This window comes from Sulfitobacter pacificus, assembly GCF_030159975.1.
GTDB classification, from domain to species: Bacteria; Pseudomonadota; Alphaproteobacteria; order Rhodobacterales; family Rhodobacteraceae; genus Sulfitobacter; species Sulfitobacter pacificus.
In genome coordinates, this window is sequence record NZ_BSNL01000001.1 from 2,037,910 (window position 1) to 2,055,999 (window position 18,090).

General features: G+C 58.7%; 18 protein-coding genes. 8 read left to right on the forward strand and 10 right to left on the reverse strand.

Annotation, left to right across the window (positions count from 1 at the left end; all coding sequences use genetic code 11):
• Positions 1-60 precede the first annotated feature (60 nt).
• Positions 61-2,022, forward strand: coding sequence for a DNA topoisomerase IV subunit B (parE, locus tag QQL78_RS10195; protein ID WP_284373083.1), 1,962 nt, complete (start codon positions 61-63; stop codon positions 2,020-2,022).
• Here parE and QQL78_RS10200 read toward each other — a convergent pair whose 3' ends face one another.
• Positions 2,023-2,748, reverse strand: coding sequence for an AbiU2 domain-containing protein (locus QQL78_RS10200; protein WP_284373085.1), 726 nt, complete (start codon positions 2,746-2,748; stop codon positions 2,023-2,025).
• A gap of 319 nt (positions 2,749-3,067) precedes the next feature.
• On the opposite strand from QQL78_RS10200, the gene QQL78_RS10205 reads away from it, so the two are divergent.
• Together QQL78_RS10205 and QQL78_RS10210 are read left to right on the forward strand one after the other, a co-directional pair.
• Entirely contained in the window at positions 3,068-3,469 is a 402-nt protein-coding gene (locus QQL78_RS10205; protein ID WP_284373087.1) for a PaaI family thioesterase, read from the forward strand.
• A gap of 11 nt (positions 3,470-3,480) precedes the next feature.
• Positions 3,481-4,158: a hypothetical protein gene (locus QQL78_RS10210; RefSeq protein ID WP_284373088.1), complete on the forward strand. Its 678-nt coding sequence runs from the start codon at positions 3,481-3,483 to the stop codon at positions 4,156-4,158.
• On the opposite strand, the gene QQL78_RS10215 is transcribed toward QQL78_RS10210, so the two are convergent.
• Positions 4,155-4,565 carry a c-type cytochrome gene (locus QQL78_RS10215; protein ID WP_284373090.1) on the reverse strand — a complete coding sequence of 137 codons (411 nt, stop codon included), beginning with the start codon at positions 4,563-4,565 and terminating at the stop codon, positions 4,155-4,157. The two genes, QQL78_RS10210 and QQL78_RS10215, sit on opposite strands and share 4 nt — an antisense overlap.
• Positions 4,566-4,669: 104 nt before the next feature.
• Between QQL78_RS10215 and QQL78_RS10220 the strand changes: the two genes are divergently transcribed.
• A complete protein-coding gene (locus QQL78_RS10220) occupies positions 4,670-5,104 on the forward strand; it encodes a DMT family transporter (RefSeq protein WP_284373092.1) in 435 nt (144 codons plus the stop codon).
• On the opposite strand, the gene QQL78_RS10225 is transcribed toward QQL78_RS10220, so the two are convergent.
• The 6 genes from QQL78_RS10225 to pepT form a co-directional block, all read right to left on the reverse strand.
• Complete coding sequence (locus QQL78_RS10225; protein ID WP_284373094.1) at positions 5,088-6,074, reverse strand: Ldh family oxidoreductase; 987 nt, start codon at positions 6,072-6,074, stop codon at positions 5,088-5,090. The two genes, QQL78_RS10220 and QQL78_RS10225, sit on opposite strands and share 17 nt — an antisense overlap.
• 83 nt (positions 6,075-6,157) lie before the next feature.
• Entirely contained in the window at positions 6,158-6,841 is a 684-nt protein-coding gene (locus tag QQL78_RS10230; protein ID WP_284373096.1) for an ABC transporter ATP-binding protein, read from the reverse strand.
• Complete coding sequence (locus QQL78_RS10235) at positions 6,834-8,117, reverse strand: lipoprotein-releasing ABC transporter permease subunit (RefSeq protein ID WP_284373098.1); 1,284 nt, start codon at positions 8,115-8,117, stop codon at positions 6,834-6,836. Before QQL78_RS10235 ends, QQL78_RS10230 begins: the two co-directional genes overlap by 8 nt.
• Positions 8,118-8,169: 52 nt before the next feature.
• The gene (locus QQL78_RS10240; RefSeq protein ID WP_284375540.1) at positions 8,170-8,667 is read right to left on the reverse strand and encodes a DUF2937 family protein; all 498 of its coding nucleotides are present in this window, start codon (positions 8,665-8,667) and stop codon (positions 8,170-8,172) included.
• Positions 8,668-8,699: 32 nt separating this feature from the next.
• Entirely contained in the window at positions 8,700-10,040 is a 1,341-nt protein-coding gene (gene proS, locus QQL78_RS10245) for a proline--tRNA ligase (protein ID WP_284373100.1), read from the reverse strand.
• A 175-nt stretch (positions 10,041-10,215) separates the two neighbouring features.
• Positions 10,216-11,454, reverse strand: coding sequence for a peptidase T (pepT, locus tag QQL78_RS10250; protein WP_284373101.1), 1,239 nt, complete (start codon positions 11,452-11,454; stop codon positions 10,216-10,218).
• Positions 11,455-11,643: 189 nt separating this feature from the next.
• Here pepT and QQL78_RS10255 point away from each other — a divergent pair, with 189 nt between their 5' ends.
• The 4 genes from QQL78_RS10255 to QQL78_RS10270 all read left to right on the forward strand — a co-directional run bounded on the left by QQL78_RS10255 (position 11,644) and on the right by QQL78_RS10270 (position 17,322).
• Positions 11,644-12,726 carry an AI-2E family transporter gene (locus tag QQL78_RS10255; protein ID WP_284373103.1) on the forward strand — a complete coding sequence of 361 codons (1,083 nt, stop codon included), beginning with the start codon at positions 11,644-11,646 and terminating at the stop codon, positions 12,724-12,726.
• Between the two features lies 1 nt (position 12,727).
• On the forward strand, positions 12,728-13,408 hold the full coding sequence (locus QQL78_RS10260; RefSeq protein ID WP_284373105.1) for an HdaA/DnaA family protein: 681 nt from the start codon (positions 12,728-12,730) through the stop codon (positions 13,406-13,408).
• 54 nt (positions 13,409-13,462) lie between these two features.
• Complete coding sequence (locus tag QQL78_RS10265; RefSeq protein WP_284373106.1) at positions 13,463-15,637, forward strand: RNA degradosome polyphosphate kinase; 2,175 nt, start codon at positions 13,463-13,465, stop codon at positions 15,635-15,637.
• Positions 15,638-15,726: 89 nt separating this feature from the next.
• Positions 15,727-17,322, forward strand: coding sequence for a Ppx/GppA family phosphatase (locus QQL78_RS10270; RefSeq protein WP_284373108.1), 1,596 nt, complete (start codon positions 15,727-15,729; stop codon positions 17,320-17,322).
• Here the strand turns inward: QQL78_RS10270 and QQL78_RS10275 are convergent.
• Both QQL78_RS10275 and QQL78_RS10280 read right to left on the reverse strand, forming a co-directional pair.
• Entirely contained in the window at positions 17,307-17,699 is a 393-nt protein-coding gene (locus QQL78_RS10275) for a VOC family protein (protein ID WP_284373110.1), read from the reverse strand. The genes QQL78_RS10270 and QQL78_RS10275 overlap by 16 nt on opposite strands.
• Positions 17,699-18,067, reverse strand: a complete 369-nt coding sequence (locus QQL78_RS10280; RefSeq protein WP_284373111.1) for a hypothetical protein — start codon at positions 18,065-18,067, stop codon at positions 17,699-17,701. Before QQL78_RS10280 ends, QQL78_RS10275 begins: the two co-directional genes overlap by 1 nt.
• Positions 18,068-18,090: the final 23 nt, after the last annotated feature.

Here is an 18,090-nt window from a genome sequence, read left to right on the forward strand (position 1 = left end):
GATTGCACGGGCCTGCCCCGCCTGTCAGAATGGCCCAAAGTAAAAATAGCGAGCAGCCCCATGAGCGATCTTCTGTCCGGTCAGGAACCCGAGAAATATGATGCCTCTTCGATTGAGGTGCTGGAAGGACTGGAGGCCGTGCGTCTGCGTCCCGGCATGTATATCGGCGGCACCGATGAACGCGCGCTGCATCACATGGTGGCAGAGGTGCTGGACAATGCCATGGATGAGGCGGTGGCAGGCCATGCCAACCGGATCGAGGTTGAGCTACATGCCGATTACGCCATCACCATCCGCGACAACGGGCGCGGTATTCCGGTCGATCCACACCCCAAATTCCCCGAGAAATCCGCGCTTGAGGTGATCCTGTGTACCCTGCATGCGGGGGGGAAGTTTTCGGGCAAGGCCTATCAGACCTCGGGCGGTCTGAACGGTGTGGGGTCTTCTGTGGTGAACGCCCTGTCTGACAGCATGGTGGTGCAGGTCGCCCGGAACCGCGAATTGTTCGAACAGCGGTTTTCACGTGGTGTGCCGCTGGCCCCGCTGGAAAAGCTGGGCGCAGCCCCAAATCGGCGCGGCACCACGGTGACCTTCCACGCTGATCCAGAAATTTTTGGCGGGCATCGGTTCAAGCCTGCAAAACTCTATAAATCGGTGCAATCCAAGGCCTATCTATTCTCCGGTGTAGAAATCCGCTGGAAATCGGAAATTGCGGATGGTGACACCCCGCAGGAGGCAACCTTTCATTTCCCCGGCGGCCTGTCGGATTACCTGAAGGAAACACTGGGCGGGGCGATGACCTATGCCGATGCGCCTTTTGCCGGCACTGTGGATTTTCAGGAAAAATTCGGCGCGCCGGGCAAGGTGGAATGGGCGATCAACTGGACCCCGACCAAGGACGGTTTCATCCAGTCCTATTGTAACACGGTCCCCACCCCCGAAGGCGGCACCCATGTCGCCGGGTTCTGGGCCGCGATCCTCAAGGGCATCAAAGCCTATGGCGAATTGTCCAACAACAAGAAGGCCGCCCAGATCACCCGCGAGGACCTGATTTCGGGCGGTTGTGCCCTGGTCTCCTGTTTCATCGCCGATCCGGCATTTGTGGGCCAGACCAAGGACCGGTTGTCCACGGAATCGGCCCAGAAAATGACCGAAGGGGCAGTGCGCGACCACTTTGACAATTGGCTGGCAGCGGATACGAAATCCGCCGGTGCGATCCTTGATTTTCTGGTGCTGCGGGCCGAAGAGCGCCTGCGCCGCCGTCAGGAAAAGGAAACCGCGCGTAAATCCGCGACCAAGAAGCTGCGTTTGCCGGGCAAGCTGACCGATTGCACCAATAAGGACCGCGCGGGCACGGAGCTTTTCATCGTCGAGGGGGATTCGGCTGGCGGCTCTGGCAAAGGCGCGCGGGACCGCAAGACGCAGGCGCTGCTGCCGCTGAAGGGGAAGATCCTGAACGTGTTGGGGGCGGCCTCGTCCAAACTGTCGACAAACGCGGAGATCAGCGACCTTTGCGAGGCGCTGGGCTGTGGCATGGGCACCAAATTCAACCTTGATGACCTGCGCTATGACAAGATCATCATCATGACCGATGCGGATGTCGACGGGGCGCATATTGCCGCGCTGCTGATGACGTTTTTCTACACCCAGATGCGGCCCCTGATTGATGGCGGCCACCTGTATCTGGCCTGCCCGCCGCTGTTCCGCCTGACACAGGGGGCCAAGCGGCTCTATGTGGCGGATGACGCAGAGAAGGATTACTGGCTGGAAAAGGGCCTTGGCGGCAAGGGCAAGATTGATTTGCAACGCTTCAAGGGCCTAGGCGAGATGGACGCGAAGGACCTTAAAGAGACCACGATGGACCCTGCAACACGCAAGCTGATCCGCGTGTCGGTGCAGGAGGACGTGCCGGGTGAGACCAGCGATCTGGTCGAGCGGTTGATGGGGAAAAAGCCGGAGTTGCGGTTCCAGTATATTCAGGAGAACGCGAAGTTTGCCGATATGGAGGAGCTGGATGTTTGATTAGCCGAAAATATCGAATCTTCGATCAAGTAACCACTTGGGTAGCTTCTCTAAAGCTTCTAGTTCTTTATAGTTTCGGTCCTCAAGGAACTCTCTTCTTTTTGCTCTCTGCTCCTCCAACGCTTTTTGTCCTAGCATCAATACGCGGACGAAATGGACCTCATCATCCTCATAACCTGTGGTCATGTTTGTGATAACTGTTGTGTTAAGTTTTTCTTCCGAGAACCGTTGAATTAACTGTCCAATTTTCTGAACAGACGAATCAATCTCATTATAACTCACACCACCTATCTTAGTATCTGATGTCGCATGTAAAATATCTCGGTGAGCTAATGACTTATTCCTCAGAACCTTCAACGGTTTTGAGCACTCGATTGCGTCTCTTAGCAATTCCATTGCGCTGCAAGATACTGGAACTTCCTCCAATAGAGAGAGAAGGGTCGCATTGCGATTTCTAGCGTCTCCAGCTCGGTCGAGAAGTCGACAAACTTTAATAATCGTGCGTTCGCGAAGCGCATTCTGGATTATCGATGCCGTATTCCCGGATACGCTGTTCATCACCTCTATTCTCTCAGGATATGCTCTAAACAGCTCTGAGAAAATTCGCCATTCGTATTTAAGAACGACAAAGTCTTTGTAAATCAGCCAATAGAGATTACCTCCTACTTCACCAAGCTTTGAGATGTATTGTTGACGAACTTCTTTGTCGGTTTTAACTGAGTTCAATGTAGTGCTCCTAAGAACTTTGATGGAACGCGCCTCATTTTAGCTCACACTTAACTAATTTGGGAATGATACCAACACCCGAAACCGCATCCCAATGCGCCTATGGCGCATAGCCCCTTCCCTTCCCCCCATGGGGAAGGGGCTTCAACGCAGCCTAAGTGAGGCTGCGCAACGGGCATTTAACAACGGTTACGCTTGGCACAGGGTTGGGCATAACATCTGCGGCTGAGGGGAACTCCGACCAAGGGCGCGCGTGGGTTGCACCTGCCAGATCACGCCCTAGGGTGGGCGCACCCCACGCACAACGGAACCCGCAGACATGACACCCGAAACCGCTCAGACCATCCTTGATCAGGGCTTTGCCCCTTGGATCAAGGCCCTGTCCCCCGTGATCAGCGAAATTTCCGCGACCAAGACCGTCATGACCATCCCGATCACGCCCGACATCAAACGCATTGGCGACATCGTCTGTGGTCAGGCCCTCACCGCGCTGGCCGATACTGCTATGGTCTTTGCCTGTTTCGGCCATCTGGACGCGCCCGAACCTGTGGGCACCGTGACGCTGGACACGCAATTCCTGCGCCCGGCCAATGGCGACAGCATCCGCTGTGAGGCGGAGGTGACCCGCGCCGGTAAATCAATGCTCTTTACCCGCTGCACCCTGATCGCCGAACCCTCGGGCAAACCTGTGGCCATGGCGACCGCCACTTTCGCCAGATGATCGGGCCGAAAATGATCCGCGCCCTGATCCTCTGCCTGTTGCTTGCCGCCTGTGGCCGCCCGCTGACCGAGAATGAACGCGCGTTTCTGGACACGATCCACGGTGATACGCTGAACTATGACCGTGTGCGCCTGCATGATGGGGCACCCACCCGTGCGGTGACCTTCCGGCGCAAACCGCGTCCGCGCACCACCTGTCGCGAGCTGATCCTGCCCCCGCCTACAGAGGAAATCGTCACCAGCAAACCCGCCGCTGTGGCGCTGTACAACCGTGTGTTGTTCGACAAGGATTGGTATATTGAGGATTACCTGCCCGATTATCCCGATACCATCGGGTTGATCGCCGCGATGCTGTTTGCCCATGAGCTGACCCATGTCTGGCAATGGCAAAACCGCGCCACCACCGGCTATTCGCCGCTGCGGGCCGCCTCTGAACATGGTGGCGGGGCGGATCCCTATCTGTTCGAAATCGACAAGGCGCGCAAATTCGGCGACTTTGGCTTTGAACAGCAAGGCTCCATTGTCGAGGAATATGTCTGTTGCCGCGCCCTCGCGCCCACTGGTCCGCGCACCAAACGCCTGCACGGGCTGATCGCACAGGTGATGCCGGTGAAACCCCTGCCCCAGTCACGCGAATGGAATGTGCGCCTGCCCTGGGACGGGGTGGAAGTCCGTGGAATTTGCGGTTAGCGCTGGATGCTTTCAAGATAGCCCAACAACCCGGCCAAGGCGCGCGGCGTCGGGGTCAATACGCCGTCCACTTCCACCGGGACCAGATCATCCGCCATGGCGGGGCCAAATTCCGGCATCACGCGGATCAGGTGGTTGTCGAGCGGATCACCCCAGATATAGCTGAGCGCAGAGGCCGTCGGAAATGTGCCGCCATTGCTGCGCGCCAGCAGGGTCAGATCCGTTGGTTTCGGTTTCAGGTCCCCGCTGAGCGGCCCGTCCCCACGGCCGCTGGTCCCGTGACAAGAGGTGCAGTTTTGTGCAAAAAACGCCCGCCCCTCTGCCGGTTCGGGCATGGAAACAGGGGCACAGGCGGCCAGAACGGCAACTGCTGCTCCGGCTGCCAGAGATAGATATGTGATGTGCAAGGCGCGCTCCTGTTTTAATATTTGTCTCGCAGCTTGCCAGCTCTGCGGCTTCTCACCATGATCCAGATCAACTCTATCGCCCAAAACACCCGGAAAGGTTTGAAATGGCCCAATATGCATTGATCATGTTGATCGCAGGCGTTGGCATTCCGGTGCTGGCGGCGATGAATGCGGCCCTTGGGCGGCATGTGGGGTCACCAGCTGCGGCGGCTACCGTGTTGTTTATCGTGGCATTTCTCAGCTCGCTGGTGGTGATGATCCTCACCGGGCCACATGCGCTGGCCCGCTTTGCCACAGCCCCCAAACATCTGTTTCTGGCCGGGTCGCTGATTGCGTTTTACGTGCTGACCATCACCTTCATCGCGCCACATTTCGGGATCGGCAATGCAGTATTCTTTGTACTGCTGGGACAGTTGATTTCAGCGGCGGCGATTGATCATTTCGGCCTGTTCGGCGCACAGGTCTCGCCCTTGGGATTGACCCGCGCGGGCGGGATTGCCCTGATGGCGGCGGGGGTCTGGCTTACCCAGCAGGTGTAGCCAGCGCCAGCATTTGTGCCCAGACCGCATCCGCCACTTCAACCGGATCCATCCGCGCTTTGTTCTGCCCCGGCATCCTTGCGCCTTCATCCGCAGTGGCCGCCGCACTCAGCGTCTCCATCTTCTCCGCGAAATCGGGCGCGGTAGAGGGGTCAATCACGATGTAATACTGCCCCAGATCATGCGGCGCACCCTCGGGGGCCTTCAGCGGTTTGACCTCACGCGACAGAACACCGCCGGTCAGACCCGCCGCCAGAATCTCGGCCATCAGGCCAAAGCCCCAGCCCTTGTAGCCCCCCATTGAGACCAGTGATCCGGCAATCGCCTGTGCTGGGTCGGTTGTGGGGTTGCCCTCTGCATCCACGGCCCAGCCTTCGGGAATGGTTTCGCCGGCAGCCTTGGCCATTGTGATCTTGCCCAAGGCAACCGTGGTGGTGGATTGGTCAAACTGCATCGCGATACCCCCCGCCCCATCAGGCACGGAAAAGGCAATCGGATTGGTCCCGATCACCCGCGTCTTGCCGCCCGGTGCCGCGACAATGGGCGAGGCATTGGTGAAACCGACTCCGATGAACCCGGCCCGGGCGATCTGTTCGGTGAAATAGCCCAGCGAGGTGCAGGTATGGGCATGACCCACCGCCAAGGAGGCAATCCCCGCCTGACGCGCGGCATCCAGCGCCACCGGCAACCCATAGGCAAAAGCCGGTTGAGCAAATCCGAAATGCGCATCCACATGCACGGAGCCACTGCGCGGAGTGGAGACGGTGGGGGTTACCCCGCCTTTGACACGGCCCGATTTCAGCTGGAGGCAATAGCTTTCAACATAGTACAACCCGCAAATCTTGTTACCCACTGCTTCGGCAGCGGCCACAGCGCGGGCGACTTCGGCTGCGGCAAAGGCCTCTGCCCCATGGGCGAGCAAGGCCCCTTGCACGGTACGTTGGATCTGCTCCAGTGAAACTTGCGCCATCTTTATTCCTTGTCCAGCACTGGCCCGATGGGCCTTAAACAACTTTGGGCAACAGGTCTGACTGCGTCAAGCTAGGAAGCGTGTCAAAGCGGCACCAATCGCCCCGCCTCTAGCCGGATCTGGCGGTCCATTTTGGCGGCCAGTTCAAGGTTATGCGTGGCAATCAGCGCCGAAAGCCCGGTTGCACGCACCAGTTCCAAAAGGGCCGCAAACACCTGATCCGAGGTTGCAGGGTCAAGGTTTCCTGTGGGTTCATCGGCCAACAACAGTTTGGGCGCATTGGCCAATGCACGGCAAAATGCCACCCTTTGTTGTTCCCCCCCCGACAGGGCCGCCGGTCGGTGATCGGCGCGGGGAGAAATGCCAACCTTTTCCAACAATTCACGCGCCCGTCCTTCGGCAGCTACCCGCGTCACCCCATTGGCAAGCTGCGGCAGGATAATGTTTTCCAACGCCGTAAACTCTGGCAGCAGGTGATGGAACTGATAGATAAACCCCACATCGGCGCGGCGCATGCGGGTGCGGCGGCGGTCCGGCTGACCTGTCATATCCTCGCCCGCGATCTCTACCCTGCCCGTATCGGGTGTATCCAGCAGCCCCGCAATATGCAGCAAAGTTGATTTCCCCGCCCCCGAGGGCGCAACCAGCGCAACAACCTCACCCGCTGCAAGGGTCAGATCAATGCCTTGCAGAACCTCCACCACATTGGGCTTGCTCGCATTATAGGCTTTGGTGATGCCTGACAGCTGAAGGACCGGATCACTCATAGCGCAGCGCCTCGACAGGGTTCATCGCCGCCGCGCGGCGGGCCGGAAAAATGGTCACGATAAAGGACAGCCCCAGCGACAAGGCCACCGCCGACAGTACATCGCCCAGCTGCAACTTGGCTGGCAGGAAATAGATGCCCCGCACGGATGCATCCCAGGCGGTGCCGCCCGACAGGTAATTCACAAAGGCAAATATCTGATCGACATAAAGCGCAAACAGACAACCAAGGATCACTCCCATTGCCGTGCCAATAATGCCAGTGAATGATCCGCAAATGAAAAACACCCGCATGATCGACCCTTGGGTCAGCCCCATGGTGCGCAGGATGCCAATGTCACGCCCCTTGTTTTTCACCAGCATGATCAAGCCCGACACAATGTTCATCGCCGCAATTAATACAAGCACCGACAGGATCACGAACATCACCCGATCCTCGATATCAAGCGCGCTCAGGAATGACCCGGAGGCATCGCGCCAGGTCCAGATCTGCCCACGCTCGCCCGCCGCCTGCAAAAGTGGCAAGGCCATTTCATCCACCTGTTCGGGATCTTCAACCATCACTTCAAGTTCATCCGCCACCCCTTCGCGATTAAAGAAGGATTGCGCTTCGAGAAGTGGCAGATAGGCGCGTGTTCGATCGATGTCATAGCGCCCGGCGGAAAAGATATATACCACCTCATAGGCATTCACCCGCGGGCTGGTGCCAAAGGCGGTTTTCACCCCATTTGGCGAAATCAGTTTGATCCGGTCACCCACCGTCACCCCTAGGGTGCGGGCCACACCGCTGCCGATGGCAATGCCCTGATCAAACTGGTTGATGTCCCCCAGTGCCAGTTCGGAACTGGCGATGCGTGGAATGGTTTTCAGATCCTCTGCCGCAATGCCAAAAACCTCTACCCCTGAATTGGATTGCCCCTTATTCGCCATCACCTGCTGGCGCACCAAAGGGGCCACGCGGGTCACCCCAGGGACGGCGCGGATCTGCTCTGCCAGTGTTTCATAGTTTGTTATGGTCCGGTCGATCTGGCCATTCGCAGCCACCTCACCAAACTGATAGATCGTCACATGGGCGTTCGCACCAAGGATCGTATCCACAAATTCCGCCCGAAACCCAGAGCGGACCGACAATGTTGCGATCAGGGCAAATACTGCCAGCGTAATGCCGATCAGGCTGATCCATGTCATCACACTGACGCCGCCCTCGGCGCGCCGCGCACGCAGGTAACGCCAGGCGATCATCCATTCAAAAGGGGCAAAGGGGGGTGTCTGCGCCATGCGGGCGGGCTCCTGATTTTTTCGCGCAAGGTGGCGGGTTGGCGCGGTGCGGTCAAGCGGGCTTTGAACGCCGGCGAAACGGCCAGAGCAGCAGCTTAAACAACAAAGCCAACGCGGCACTGCCCAGCACAAACCCCAGAAGGGCAAAGCTGATCCCGGCAAAGTTCAGCGGCACGGCAGGCTGATAGGCAGCCCAGGCAGCCCGCGCAATCTGTGCATCCCGCAGGCGTGGCAGGTTATAGGCGCGCATAAACGGCCCCTGCCCTTCAAGTGCCGCCAGATCAGCGCTCAACCGCTCAAACCGCGCAAAGGTCTGCGTCATATCTGCCTGACGACGTTCCAGAAATGCACTTCCCTGCATCTGTTCAAGTGCCGCAGAGCGATCCAGCCCCACAGCCGCAGCGGAGGCATCAAAATCGGCAACCACCTCGGCCAGTGCATCCACCGCACCGCCCAACCTTTGGGTATATTGCTGGGAGTACTCAGGGAATTGCGAGGTCGCCGCCGCCCCCGCAATCCCCCCCGCCAAAGTTAGACTACGCAGGATCACCATGCGGCCCCTCCCTTTTGGATCATGCGCCCTCAGGCAATCCCGGCATAGATCTGGCCGAGTTTCTGCACAGCAGCTTCGGGTGGCATTTCCTCGCTTTCGCCAGTCCGCCGCGAGGTCAGTTCAACCACACCGTTTTTCAAGCCGCGTGGCCCAACCGTAATCCGCCACGGCAGACCAATCAGATCCATAGAGGCAAATTTGCCCCCCGCCCGTTCGTTGCGATCGTCATAAAGCGGCTCCAGCCCCATCAGCGTCAGCGCGGAATAGAGCGCCTCGCAGGCGGCATCCGCTTCGGCGTCGCCCTGCTTAAGGTTCACAATCCCCGCATGGAACGGCGTCACACCCTCGGGCCAGACGATGCCCTTGTCATCATGGCTGGCCTCGATGATCGCCCCTAACAGGCGGCTGACGCCAATCCCATGGCTGCCCATATGCACTGGCTGGTTCTTGCCATCCGGCCCTTGCACAGTCGCACCCAAAGCCTCGGAATATTTGGTGCCGAAGTAGAAAATCTGCCCAACCTCAATGCCCCGTGCGGTGCGACGACGTTCCTCAGGAACCTCGTTAAACAGCGCCTCATCATGGGTTTCATCCGTGCGGGCGTATTTTGTGGTGAATTCTTCCATCACAGCGGCGCAATCTTCAACACTGCTATAGTCGATCTCGCGATCACCAAAGCTCAGATCGGTCACCGCGCTGTCATAAAACACTTCCGACTCGCCGGTTTCGGCCAGCACCAGAAACTCATGGGTATCATCCCCGCCCATGGCACCGGAATCCGCCCGCATCGGGATCGCCTGCAAGCCCATCCGCTCATAGGTGCGCAGGTAGGTCACCAAATGGCGATTATAGGCATGCAGCGCATCTTCTTTTGTCAGATCAAAGTTATAGCCGTCCTTCATCAGGAATTCGCGCCCGCGCATCACGCCGAAACGTGGCCGCACCTCGTCGCGGAATTTCCACTGAATCTGATACATGGTCAGCGGCAGATCCTTGTAGCTGCTGACATGGGCGCGGAAGATATCGGTGATCAATTCCTCTGCGGTGGGCGTAAACAACATCTCGCGCCCGCCCCGGTCCTTGATCCGCAGCATCTCATCACCAAAGGCATCATAGCGCCCGCTTTCATGCCAGAGATCCGCCGATTGGATTGTCGGCATCAACATCGCCAGATGCCCGGCCCGCGCCTGTTCCTCATGCACGATATTTTCAAGCTTGCGCAGGATCTTGAACCCCATCGGCAACCACGAATAAATCCCCGCCGCAGACTGTTTGATCAACCCGGCGCGCAGCATCAACCGATGGCTGACAATCTGCGCCTCGCTGGGGTTTTCCTTCAGCACAGGCAGAAAATAACGGCTCAGACGCATGGGGTCGCTCCTCGAAAAGGCAATATACTTCCCCGCTGCCTAATAGAACGCAGCGGCCAACACAATTGCCCTTCTCTTTTTGGCCGTAAATCCTGCGGGAGTTTGAGGGCAGAGCCCTCAACAAATTTTCCCTTCAGGAAAATTCATAAAATCGAATGCGGGCTTGCCCGCTCCTTCAGCTCACCGCCCGCTGTGCCAGCGCAATCGCCACCTTGCTCGCCAGGGCCATATCCTGCACCGATATCCACTCAAGGGGGCCGTGAATTTCCTGCATACCGGTAAACACATTCGGGCAAGGCACGCCCATCTCTGTCAGGCGCGACCCATCCGTGCCACCGCGAATGGGTACAGAAACCGGATCAAGCCCAACATCCGCCACCGCTGCCCGTATCAGCTCCACCGGCGTCATATCCTTTTCCAGCCAATAGCGCATGTTGCGGTATTGCGGCGTGATCTCGCAGGTGATTTGCGCCCGTGGCTCCCCTGCCGCCACCGCCCCGCAGACCTGGCGCAGCAGATCCCCCTTGGCTGCCAGACCGTCGAGCTCGAAATCACGGATGATCAACACAATTTCCGCTTCTGTGGATCCACCGTTGATCTCGGAAACATGGATAAACCCATCTTTGCCGTCGGTGGTGTCCGGCGTCATAGTGACATGCGGCAGGGTCATCACTATCTTACTTGCCAGATGCAGCGCATTCACCATCTTGTCCTTGGCGAACCCCGGATGCGCCGACACGCCTGTCACCCGCACCACGGCCCCATCTGCCGAAAAGGTCTCAAACTCGATCTCTCCGGGTTTGCCACCGTCGAAAGTATAGGCAAAATCAACACCGAAATCTTCGGGCAAACGGGGATCCACCCCGCGTCCTATTTCCTCATCCGGGGTAAAGGCCAGCCGGATCTTCCCATGTTTGATCTCCGGGTTCTGCAACAGATGCCGCGCGGCGGTCATGGCAATCGCCACGCCGGCCTTGTCGTCCCCGCCCAGCAGGGTCAACCCGCTGGCGGTGATGATATCCTCGCCCTGTTTCTCCCCCAGATAGGGCGAATTCTCAGGCGAGAGTTTCAGATCCGGCGCATCGGCAAAGGTGATATCCCCGCCGTTGTAGCCACGATGCACCACCGGTTTCACCCCATTGGCATTAAACTGCGGTGCCGTGTCCACATGGGCGCACCAGCCCATCACCGGCCCTTCGGCTGTGGCGGGGATGGTTGCCAGAACCACACCATACTCGGTCAGCTGCACATCCTGCGCACCCATCTCGCTCAGCTCTGCCACCAGCAGGCGCGACATATCCAGCTGTATCTCAGTGCTCGGTTGGCTGGGGGAGGTTGCATCGCTTTGGCTGTCGATGGCGGCATAGCGCAGCAGGCGCGCCTCAAGTTCACTGTCAAATTCGCTACGTGTCATCCGGGTCTCCTTTGGCGTGATCTGGTGGTCTTCCGCCCGGGGTGTCAAGGCGGGCTCTTGACCAAAACCACCGCCGAAGCGCGGCTCACGGACAGAGTTTCCACCGAAACAGCCATGTTTCAACGCCCCCACCCTTGAAACACGCGCCCTTTCGCGCAATGTCAGGTGAACACCAAGCGGAGAGCGAACATGGCCTTGCCGATCAGAGAGCAACTGAAATACTGGGGCATTGCGACAGCCGTGTTTCTGGCCGTCCTGTGGTTTATCGGCGATGTTTTGATGCCCTTCCTGCTGGGGGGGGCAATTGCCTATTTCCTTGATCCTGTTGCGGACCGGCTGGAGCGGATGGGGCTAACCCGCGCTCTGGCAACGGCGCTGATCACCGTTGTCGGCCTGCTGATCTTTGTCGCCATGGCCCTGCTGGTGATGCCAACGCTGATCAAACAGGCGGTCAGCCTTGTCCAGACCGCCCCGCAGTTGTTTCAGGATTTTACCACATTCCTGACCACACGCTTCCCGGCATTGCTGGATGAGACATCAACCCTCAGCACCTCCTTGGCCTCGATCGGGGAAACCATTCAGGAACGCGGCGGTGAACTGCTTCAGACGGCGGTGGCTTCTTTTGCCTCGCTTTTGAACATTGTGATCCTGTTTGTCATTGTTCCGGTTGTCGCGGTCTACCTGTTGCTGGATTGGGACCGGATGATCGCCGCCATCGACCGGCTGGTGCCCCGCGATCATGTCGCCACAGTACGCAAGCTGGCAGGCGAGATTGACCAGACGCTGGCTTCTTTCATCCGCGGGATGGGCACCGTCTGTCTGATCCTTGGCACCTATTACGCCATTGCCCTGATGATGGTGGGTCTGCAATTTGGCCTTGTTGTCGGGTTCATCGCCGGTCTGGTGACCTTTATTCCCTATCTCGGCGCACTTCTTGGCGGTGCTTTGGCCATCGGGCTTGCCCTGTTCCAATTCTGGGGCGACTGGCTGTCCATCGGGATGGTTGCCGGAGTCTTTGTGCTGGGTCAGGTGATTGAGGGCAATTTCCTGACGCCGAAACTTGTGGGTGATTCCGTTGGGCTGCACCCGGTCTGGCTGATCCTGTCGCTCTCTGTCTTCGGGACATTGTTCGGCTTTGTCGGCATGTTGATTGCGGTGCCTCTGGCCGCCTCAATCGGGGTGATCGCGCGGTTTGCGGTTTCGCAATACCGCCACAGCCTGCTTTATCAGGGCACGGAAGAGCCCTCGCACACCGATACCGCCCAGCACTGATATGGCAGAGCAACTGGGACTGGATTTGCCCAGCCGAACCGCATTGGGACGTGATGCATTTTTCGTCGCCCCCTCAAATGCGATGGCTTTGGCACTGATTGACACATGGCCGGCCTGGGCGGGCGGCAAACTGGTGCTGACAGGTCCCGTAGGAGCGGGCAAAACCCATCTGGCGCATGTTTGGGCAGCAGTCGCGGGCGCAACAATTGTCGCCGCCAGTGATTTGGGTGACGCGGATATTCCCCGCCTTGCGCAAGGCCATATCGCCGTCGAGGACGTCCCTGCAATCGCCGGTGACAGCAAGGCCGAAACCGCCTTGTTTCATTTGCACAACCTGACCCTGGCTGAAGGTCATACCCTGTTGCTGACCGGTGCCCCGCCGGTGGCGCGCTGGGGCTTGCATCTGCCCGATCTGATGAGCCGCCTGCAAGGCACCACAGCTGCCGCGGTCGAGCCACCCGATGATGCCCTGCTTGCCGCTGTGCTGGTCAAATTGCTGGCCGACCGTCAGCTGACCCCTAAACCGGCGCTAATCAGCTATCTGCTGGGCCGGATGGACCGGTCTTTTGCGGCAGCCATTGATCTGGTCACACGACTGGATGCGGCCAGCCTTGCCCGCAAGAAACCGATCACTGTCAAACTTGCTGCCGCAGTGCTGGACAAGGGCACCCCAGACGCGTGATACTTGGCTAACTGCCGTCATAATTCCATTACATATCTACCGGATAAGGCTGCCATGACCCAAACCGATTTTCTGACGGGCGCTTTCCCGTCCTGCGTCGACATGCCCGAACTTGACCTTTCCGGGCCGGGACGTTTCTTCAATCGCGAACTCAGCTGGCTGGGCTTCAACTGGAGGGTGCTGGAAGAGGCAGAGAACCCGCGTGTGCCTTTGCTGGAGCGGCTGCGGTTCCTGTCGATTTCCGCCGACAATCTTGATGAATTTTACACCGTGCGGGTGGCAGGCCTGCGGGAATTGGCCCATGCGGGCAATACCACCCCGGCCTATGACGGGCTGACACCGGCAGAACAGCTGGTGCTGATCAACGAGGATGCGCGCAATCTGATGCAAGCCCAGCAGCGGGTACTGGTTGATCTGATGGCCGAAATGGACGCGCAGAACATCTATCTGGAGCATATCGCCGACCTGACCAAAGACGATCTGAAATACCTCAAGGATGTCTTTTTAAATCAGGTATTTGCGGTTCTGTCACCGTTGGCCATCGACCCAGCACACCCGTTCCCGTTCATCCCGAACACCGGATATGCGCTGGCGCTGCAATTGGAACGCACAAGCGACAAACGCCCGTTGCAGGCGCTGCTGCCCATCCCGGCACAGATTGATCGTTTTGTGTCCCTGCCCGCCGCCGAAGACACCTTGCGTTACCTCCCGCTTGAGGACCTGTTGGTGATCCATATCCCCGACCTGTTTCCCGGCTATAAACTCAAATCCCACTTTGAATTCCGCGTCCTGCGCGACAGTGATCTGGAAGTGGAGGACGAGGCCGAAGATCTTGTGCGCGAATTCGAAGTTGCGTTGAAACGGCGCCGCCGCGGCGAGGTTGTGCGGCTGACCCATTCCGCCGGTGCGCCGGAAAAGCTGAAGACCGTAATCATGGCCGAACTGGGGGTGCATGACCGAGATGTGATCGAAATCGACGGGATGATCGGTGTCGATGACCTGTCTGAACTGGTCACCGACGCGCGGCCTGATCTGCTCTGGCCTCAGTTCAGCCCAAGGGTACCCGAGCGGGTTCAGGACCACGATGGCGACATGTTCGAGGCGATCCGCCAAAAGGATATGCTGCTGCATCATCCTTACGAAACCTTTGATATGGTTGTGCGTTTCCTTGCCCAAGCGGCCCGCGATCCCGATGTGGTAGCGATCAAACAGACGCTGTACCGCACCTCGCGGGACAGCCCGATTGTCGAGGCCCTGTGCGAGGCGGCGGAGGACGGTAAATCGGTCACCGCGCTGGTCGAGTTGAAGGCGCGTTTCGACGAGGCCGCCAATATCCGCCAGTCACGCAGGCTGGAACGGGCGGGGGCGCATGTGGTCTATGGGTTTATCGACCTGAAAACCCACGCAAAGATTTCCACCGTGGTGCGTCGCGAGGGCAACCAGCTGGTGACCTATACCCACTACGGCACCGGTAATTACCACCCGATTACCGCACGGATCTACACGGATCTGTCGCTGTTCACTTGCGATCAGAAACTGGGGCGCGATGCCACCAAGGTTTTCAATTACCTGTCTGGTTATGCGCAGCCCGACAGCCTTGATAACCTTGCCATTTCGCCCACCACACTCAAGCCGCGCCTGCTGGAAATGATCGCCGCAGAAGCTGCCCATGCCAAAGCCGGGCAACCTGCCGTGATCTGGGCCAAGATGAATTCGCTGATCGATGACGAGGTGATTGACGCGCTTTATGCCGCCTCTCAGGCCGGGGTGCAGATCAGCCTTGTGATCCGTGGCATCTGTGGATTGCGGCCCGGCATCAAGGGCCTGTCCGAGAACATTCGTGTGAAATCCATTGTCGGGCGGTTTCTGGAACATTCGCGGATTGTCTGTTTCGGCAATGGTGCGGGGCTGCCGCACAAGAAGGCCCGTGTGTTCATCTCCTCTGCGGATTGGATGGGGCGCAACCTGAACCGGCGGGTGGAAACACTGGTCGAGATCGACAACCAGACCGTAAAGGCCCAGATCGTCAGCCAGATCATGGCTGCCAACCTGGCTGATGTGGCACAAAGCTGGATCATGGCCCCTGATGGCAGTTTCACCCGCCCGGCCTTTCAGGAAGGGCAATTTACCTTCAACTGCCACCGCTTCTTTATGGAAAACCCATCCCTGTCGGGCCGTGGATCAGCCGGTGCGTCGGATGTGCCGAAACTGACCCACACCGAAGACTGAGCCCGCGTGCATATTTACCGCGCGTAAAGGATTGACCCAAGGGCGGCGCTGACCCATCTTGCGCCGCAACGACAGCCCAAGGAGTGCGCATGTCAGATCAGACCGAAAGGCCCCCGTCAGCGGTGCCCGAAACCGGCATTGCAGAGCTTGGGCTGTTTGGCAAACCCCTGTTTGAAGATCCCTCTGCGCGGGCCCTTGCGCGGGTTGGTGTGGTGGATGTCGGGTCCAACTCTGTCCGTTTGGTGGTGTTTGACGGTGCGGCGCGCTCACCCGCTTATTTCTATAACGAAAAGATCATGTGCGCCTTGGGGGCGGGCATGGCCGAAAGCGGGCATTTATCCCCAGAAGGCCGGGTACGTGCCCTCTCCGCCATGCGGCGGTTCAAAAAGCTGGCCGATGGGATGGGATTGTCGGAACTCTCCGTGGTGGCAACGGCGGCGGTGCGTGATGCCAGCGACGGGCGCGATTTCTGCGACGAGGTCCTGCGCGAGACAGGCTTGCGCATCTGGGTCATTGATGGCGAGGAAGAGGCCCGGCTTTCGGCGCAGGGGGTTCTGCTGGGCTGGCCCGGTGCCTATGGGTTGGTCTGTGACATCGGCGGCTCCTCAATGGAGCTGGCAGAGATTTCCGGCGGGCGTGTGGGCAAACGCATGACCTCGCAACTGGGGCCACTGAAACTGCGCGACATCAAGGGCGGTGCCAAAGCGCGCAAGGCGCATATTTCCGAAGTCATGGACAAGCTGAAAGACACCATGGGGGCGCAACGCGACCGCCTGTTTCTGGTCGGCGGATCCTGGCGGGCGATCGCGCGGATCGACATGCTGCGCCGTGGCTATCCGCTACAGGTGCTGCACGAATACCGCATGACCCCGAGGGCCGTCTCGGCCACCGTGAGATACATCAAACAGACCGACCCCGAAGAGCTGCGGGCGATTGCCGGTGTATCAGCCAGCCGGATGGCACTGGTGCCTTTTGCCGCTGAAGTCTTGTCACGACTGGTCAAGACCTTCCGACCCAAAGATATTGCGATTTCCAGCTACGGAATCCGCGAGGGCATGCTGTATGAGCAGATGCCACAGCGGCTGCGCGACCGCGACCCGCTGATTGAGGCCTGCCGCTTTGCCGAAGCCAAGGATGCGCGGATGCCGGGGTTTGGCAAGACCTTGTATAACCTGATCCTGCCGCTCTATAAATCCGCCCCGGCCCCGCGCAAACGGCTGATCAAGGCGGCGTGCCTGTTGCATGACGTCAGCTGGCGGGCGCATCCCGATTATCGCGCCGAGGTTTGTTTTGACAATGCAACCCGCGCCAATCTGGGTGGGTTGAAACATGTGGAACGGGTTTTTCTGGGGCTGGCGCTGCTGCATCGCTATTCCAATAAACGCGAAAACTCACGGTTTAATGATCTCTATGAAATGTTGAACGAAACCCAACGCGCCGAGGCGGAAGTTCTGGGCAAAGCCATGCGGTTTGGGGCAATGTTATGGATGAACCCGGATGAGGATCGCGGCGAAATCCGTTGGTTTTCCAAGAAAAAGCAGCTTCAACTGCGGCTGACGCCGGATATGTTGCCGCTGTTTGGTGAAGTGGCCGAAGCTCGGCTGAATTCGCTTGCTGCCTCACTGGGCGCAGAGGTTGAAATCAAAACCGTGCGAGAACGCAAAAGCCCTCAAATCTCGGCATAAATCTCTATCAGATTACCGTCGGGGTCGCGGAAGAACAGGGTACGATGGCCGAATTCCCTATCGGTTGGGGGTGACAGAATCGCGATCCCTTTGACGCGCAATTCCTCTGCGCAGGCATCGACGATAGGAACCGGCACCCGAAACGCCAGTTGCAGCGCGGCGCTCCCCTGCGGCACCGGAAGGTCAGCGGCGGTAAACCCCGGTGCCGAAAGCGCAAGCACGGTGCCCCCGACGCGGTATTCAAACCACCCATCAGACAGGGCACGATCCAGCACAAACCCAAGCACATCTTCGTAAAACGCCCGCATCGCCGCCATATCGCGGGTAATGACCACGGTGTAATCCACCGCCTTTATCGCATCAAAGGGCGACGCCATCACAGTTCAATCTGTGGCGCAGGTTCTGTGGGGGTTTCCGGCGGGGTCATCGGATGTTCGGGTTTGCGACGGATGATGATATCGCCATTCGGCAGCACCTCTGGCGGCTGATAGACGCTCCAGTCCTCAATCTCGCTCATCAGTTCGGATAGTTTCGGGCCCATTTCATCGGCAAATTGCTGCAACGCCGGTCCCATATCATCCGCCAACCCCTGCAGATCCTCCATCGCGGGTTCCATCTCTTTCAGGATCCCTTCCAGAAACATCTGCGCGCCCCGTTCCATCAGGGACAGACCGGGAGGGTCCTCTTCTGCTTGGGCCGCAGAAGCAAGCGTGACAGTAAGGGCAAAGACGGCAAGCTGTTTCATACTTTGAATATAGGGCAATCCAC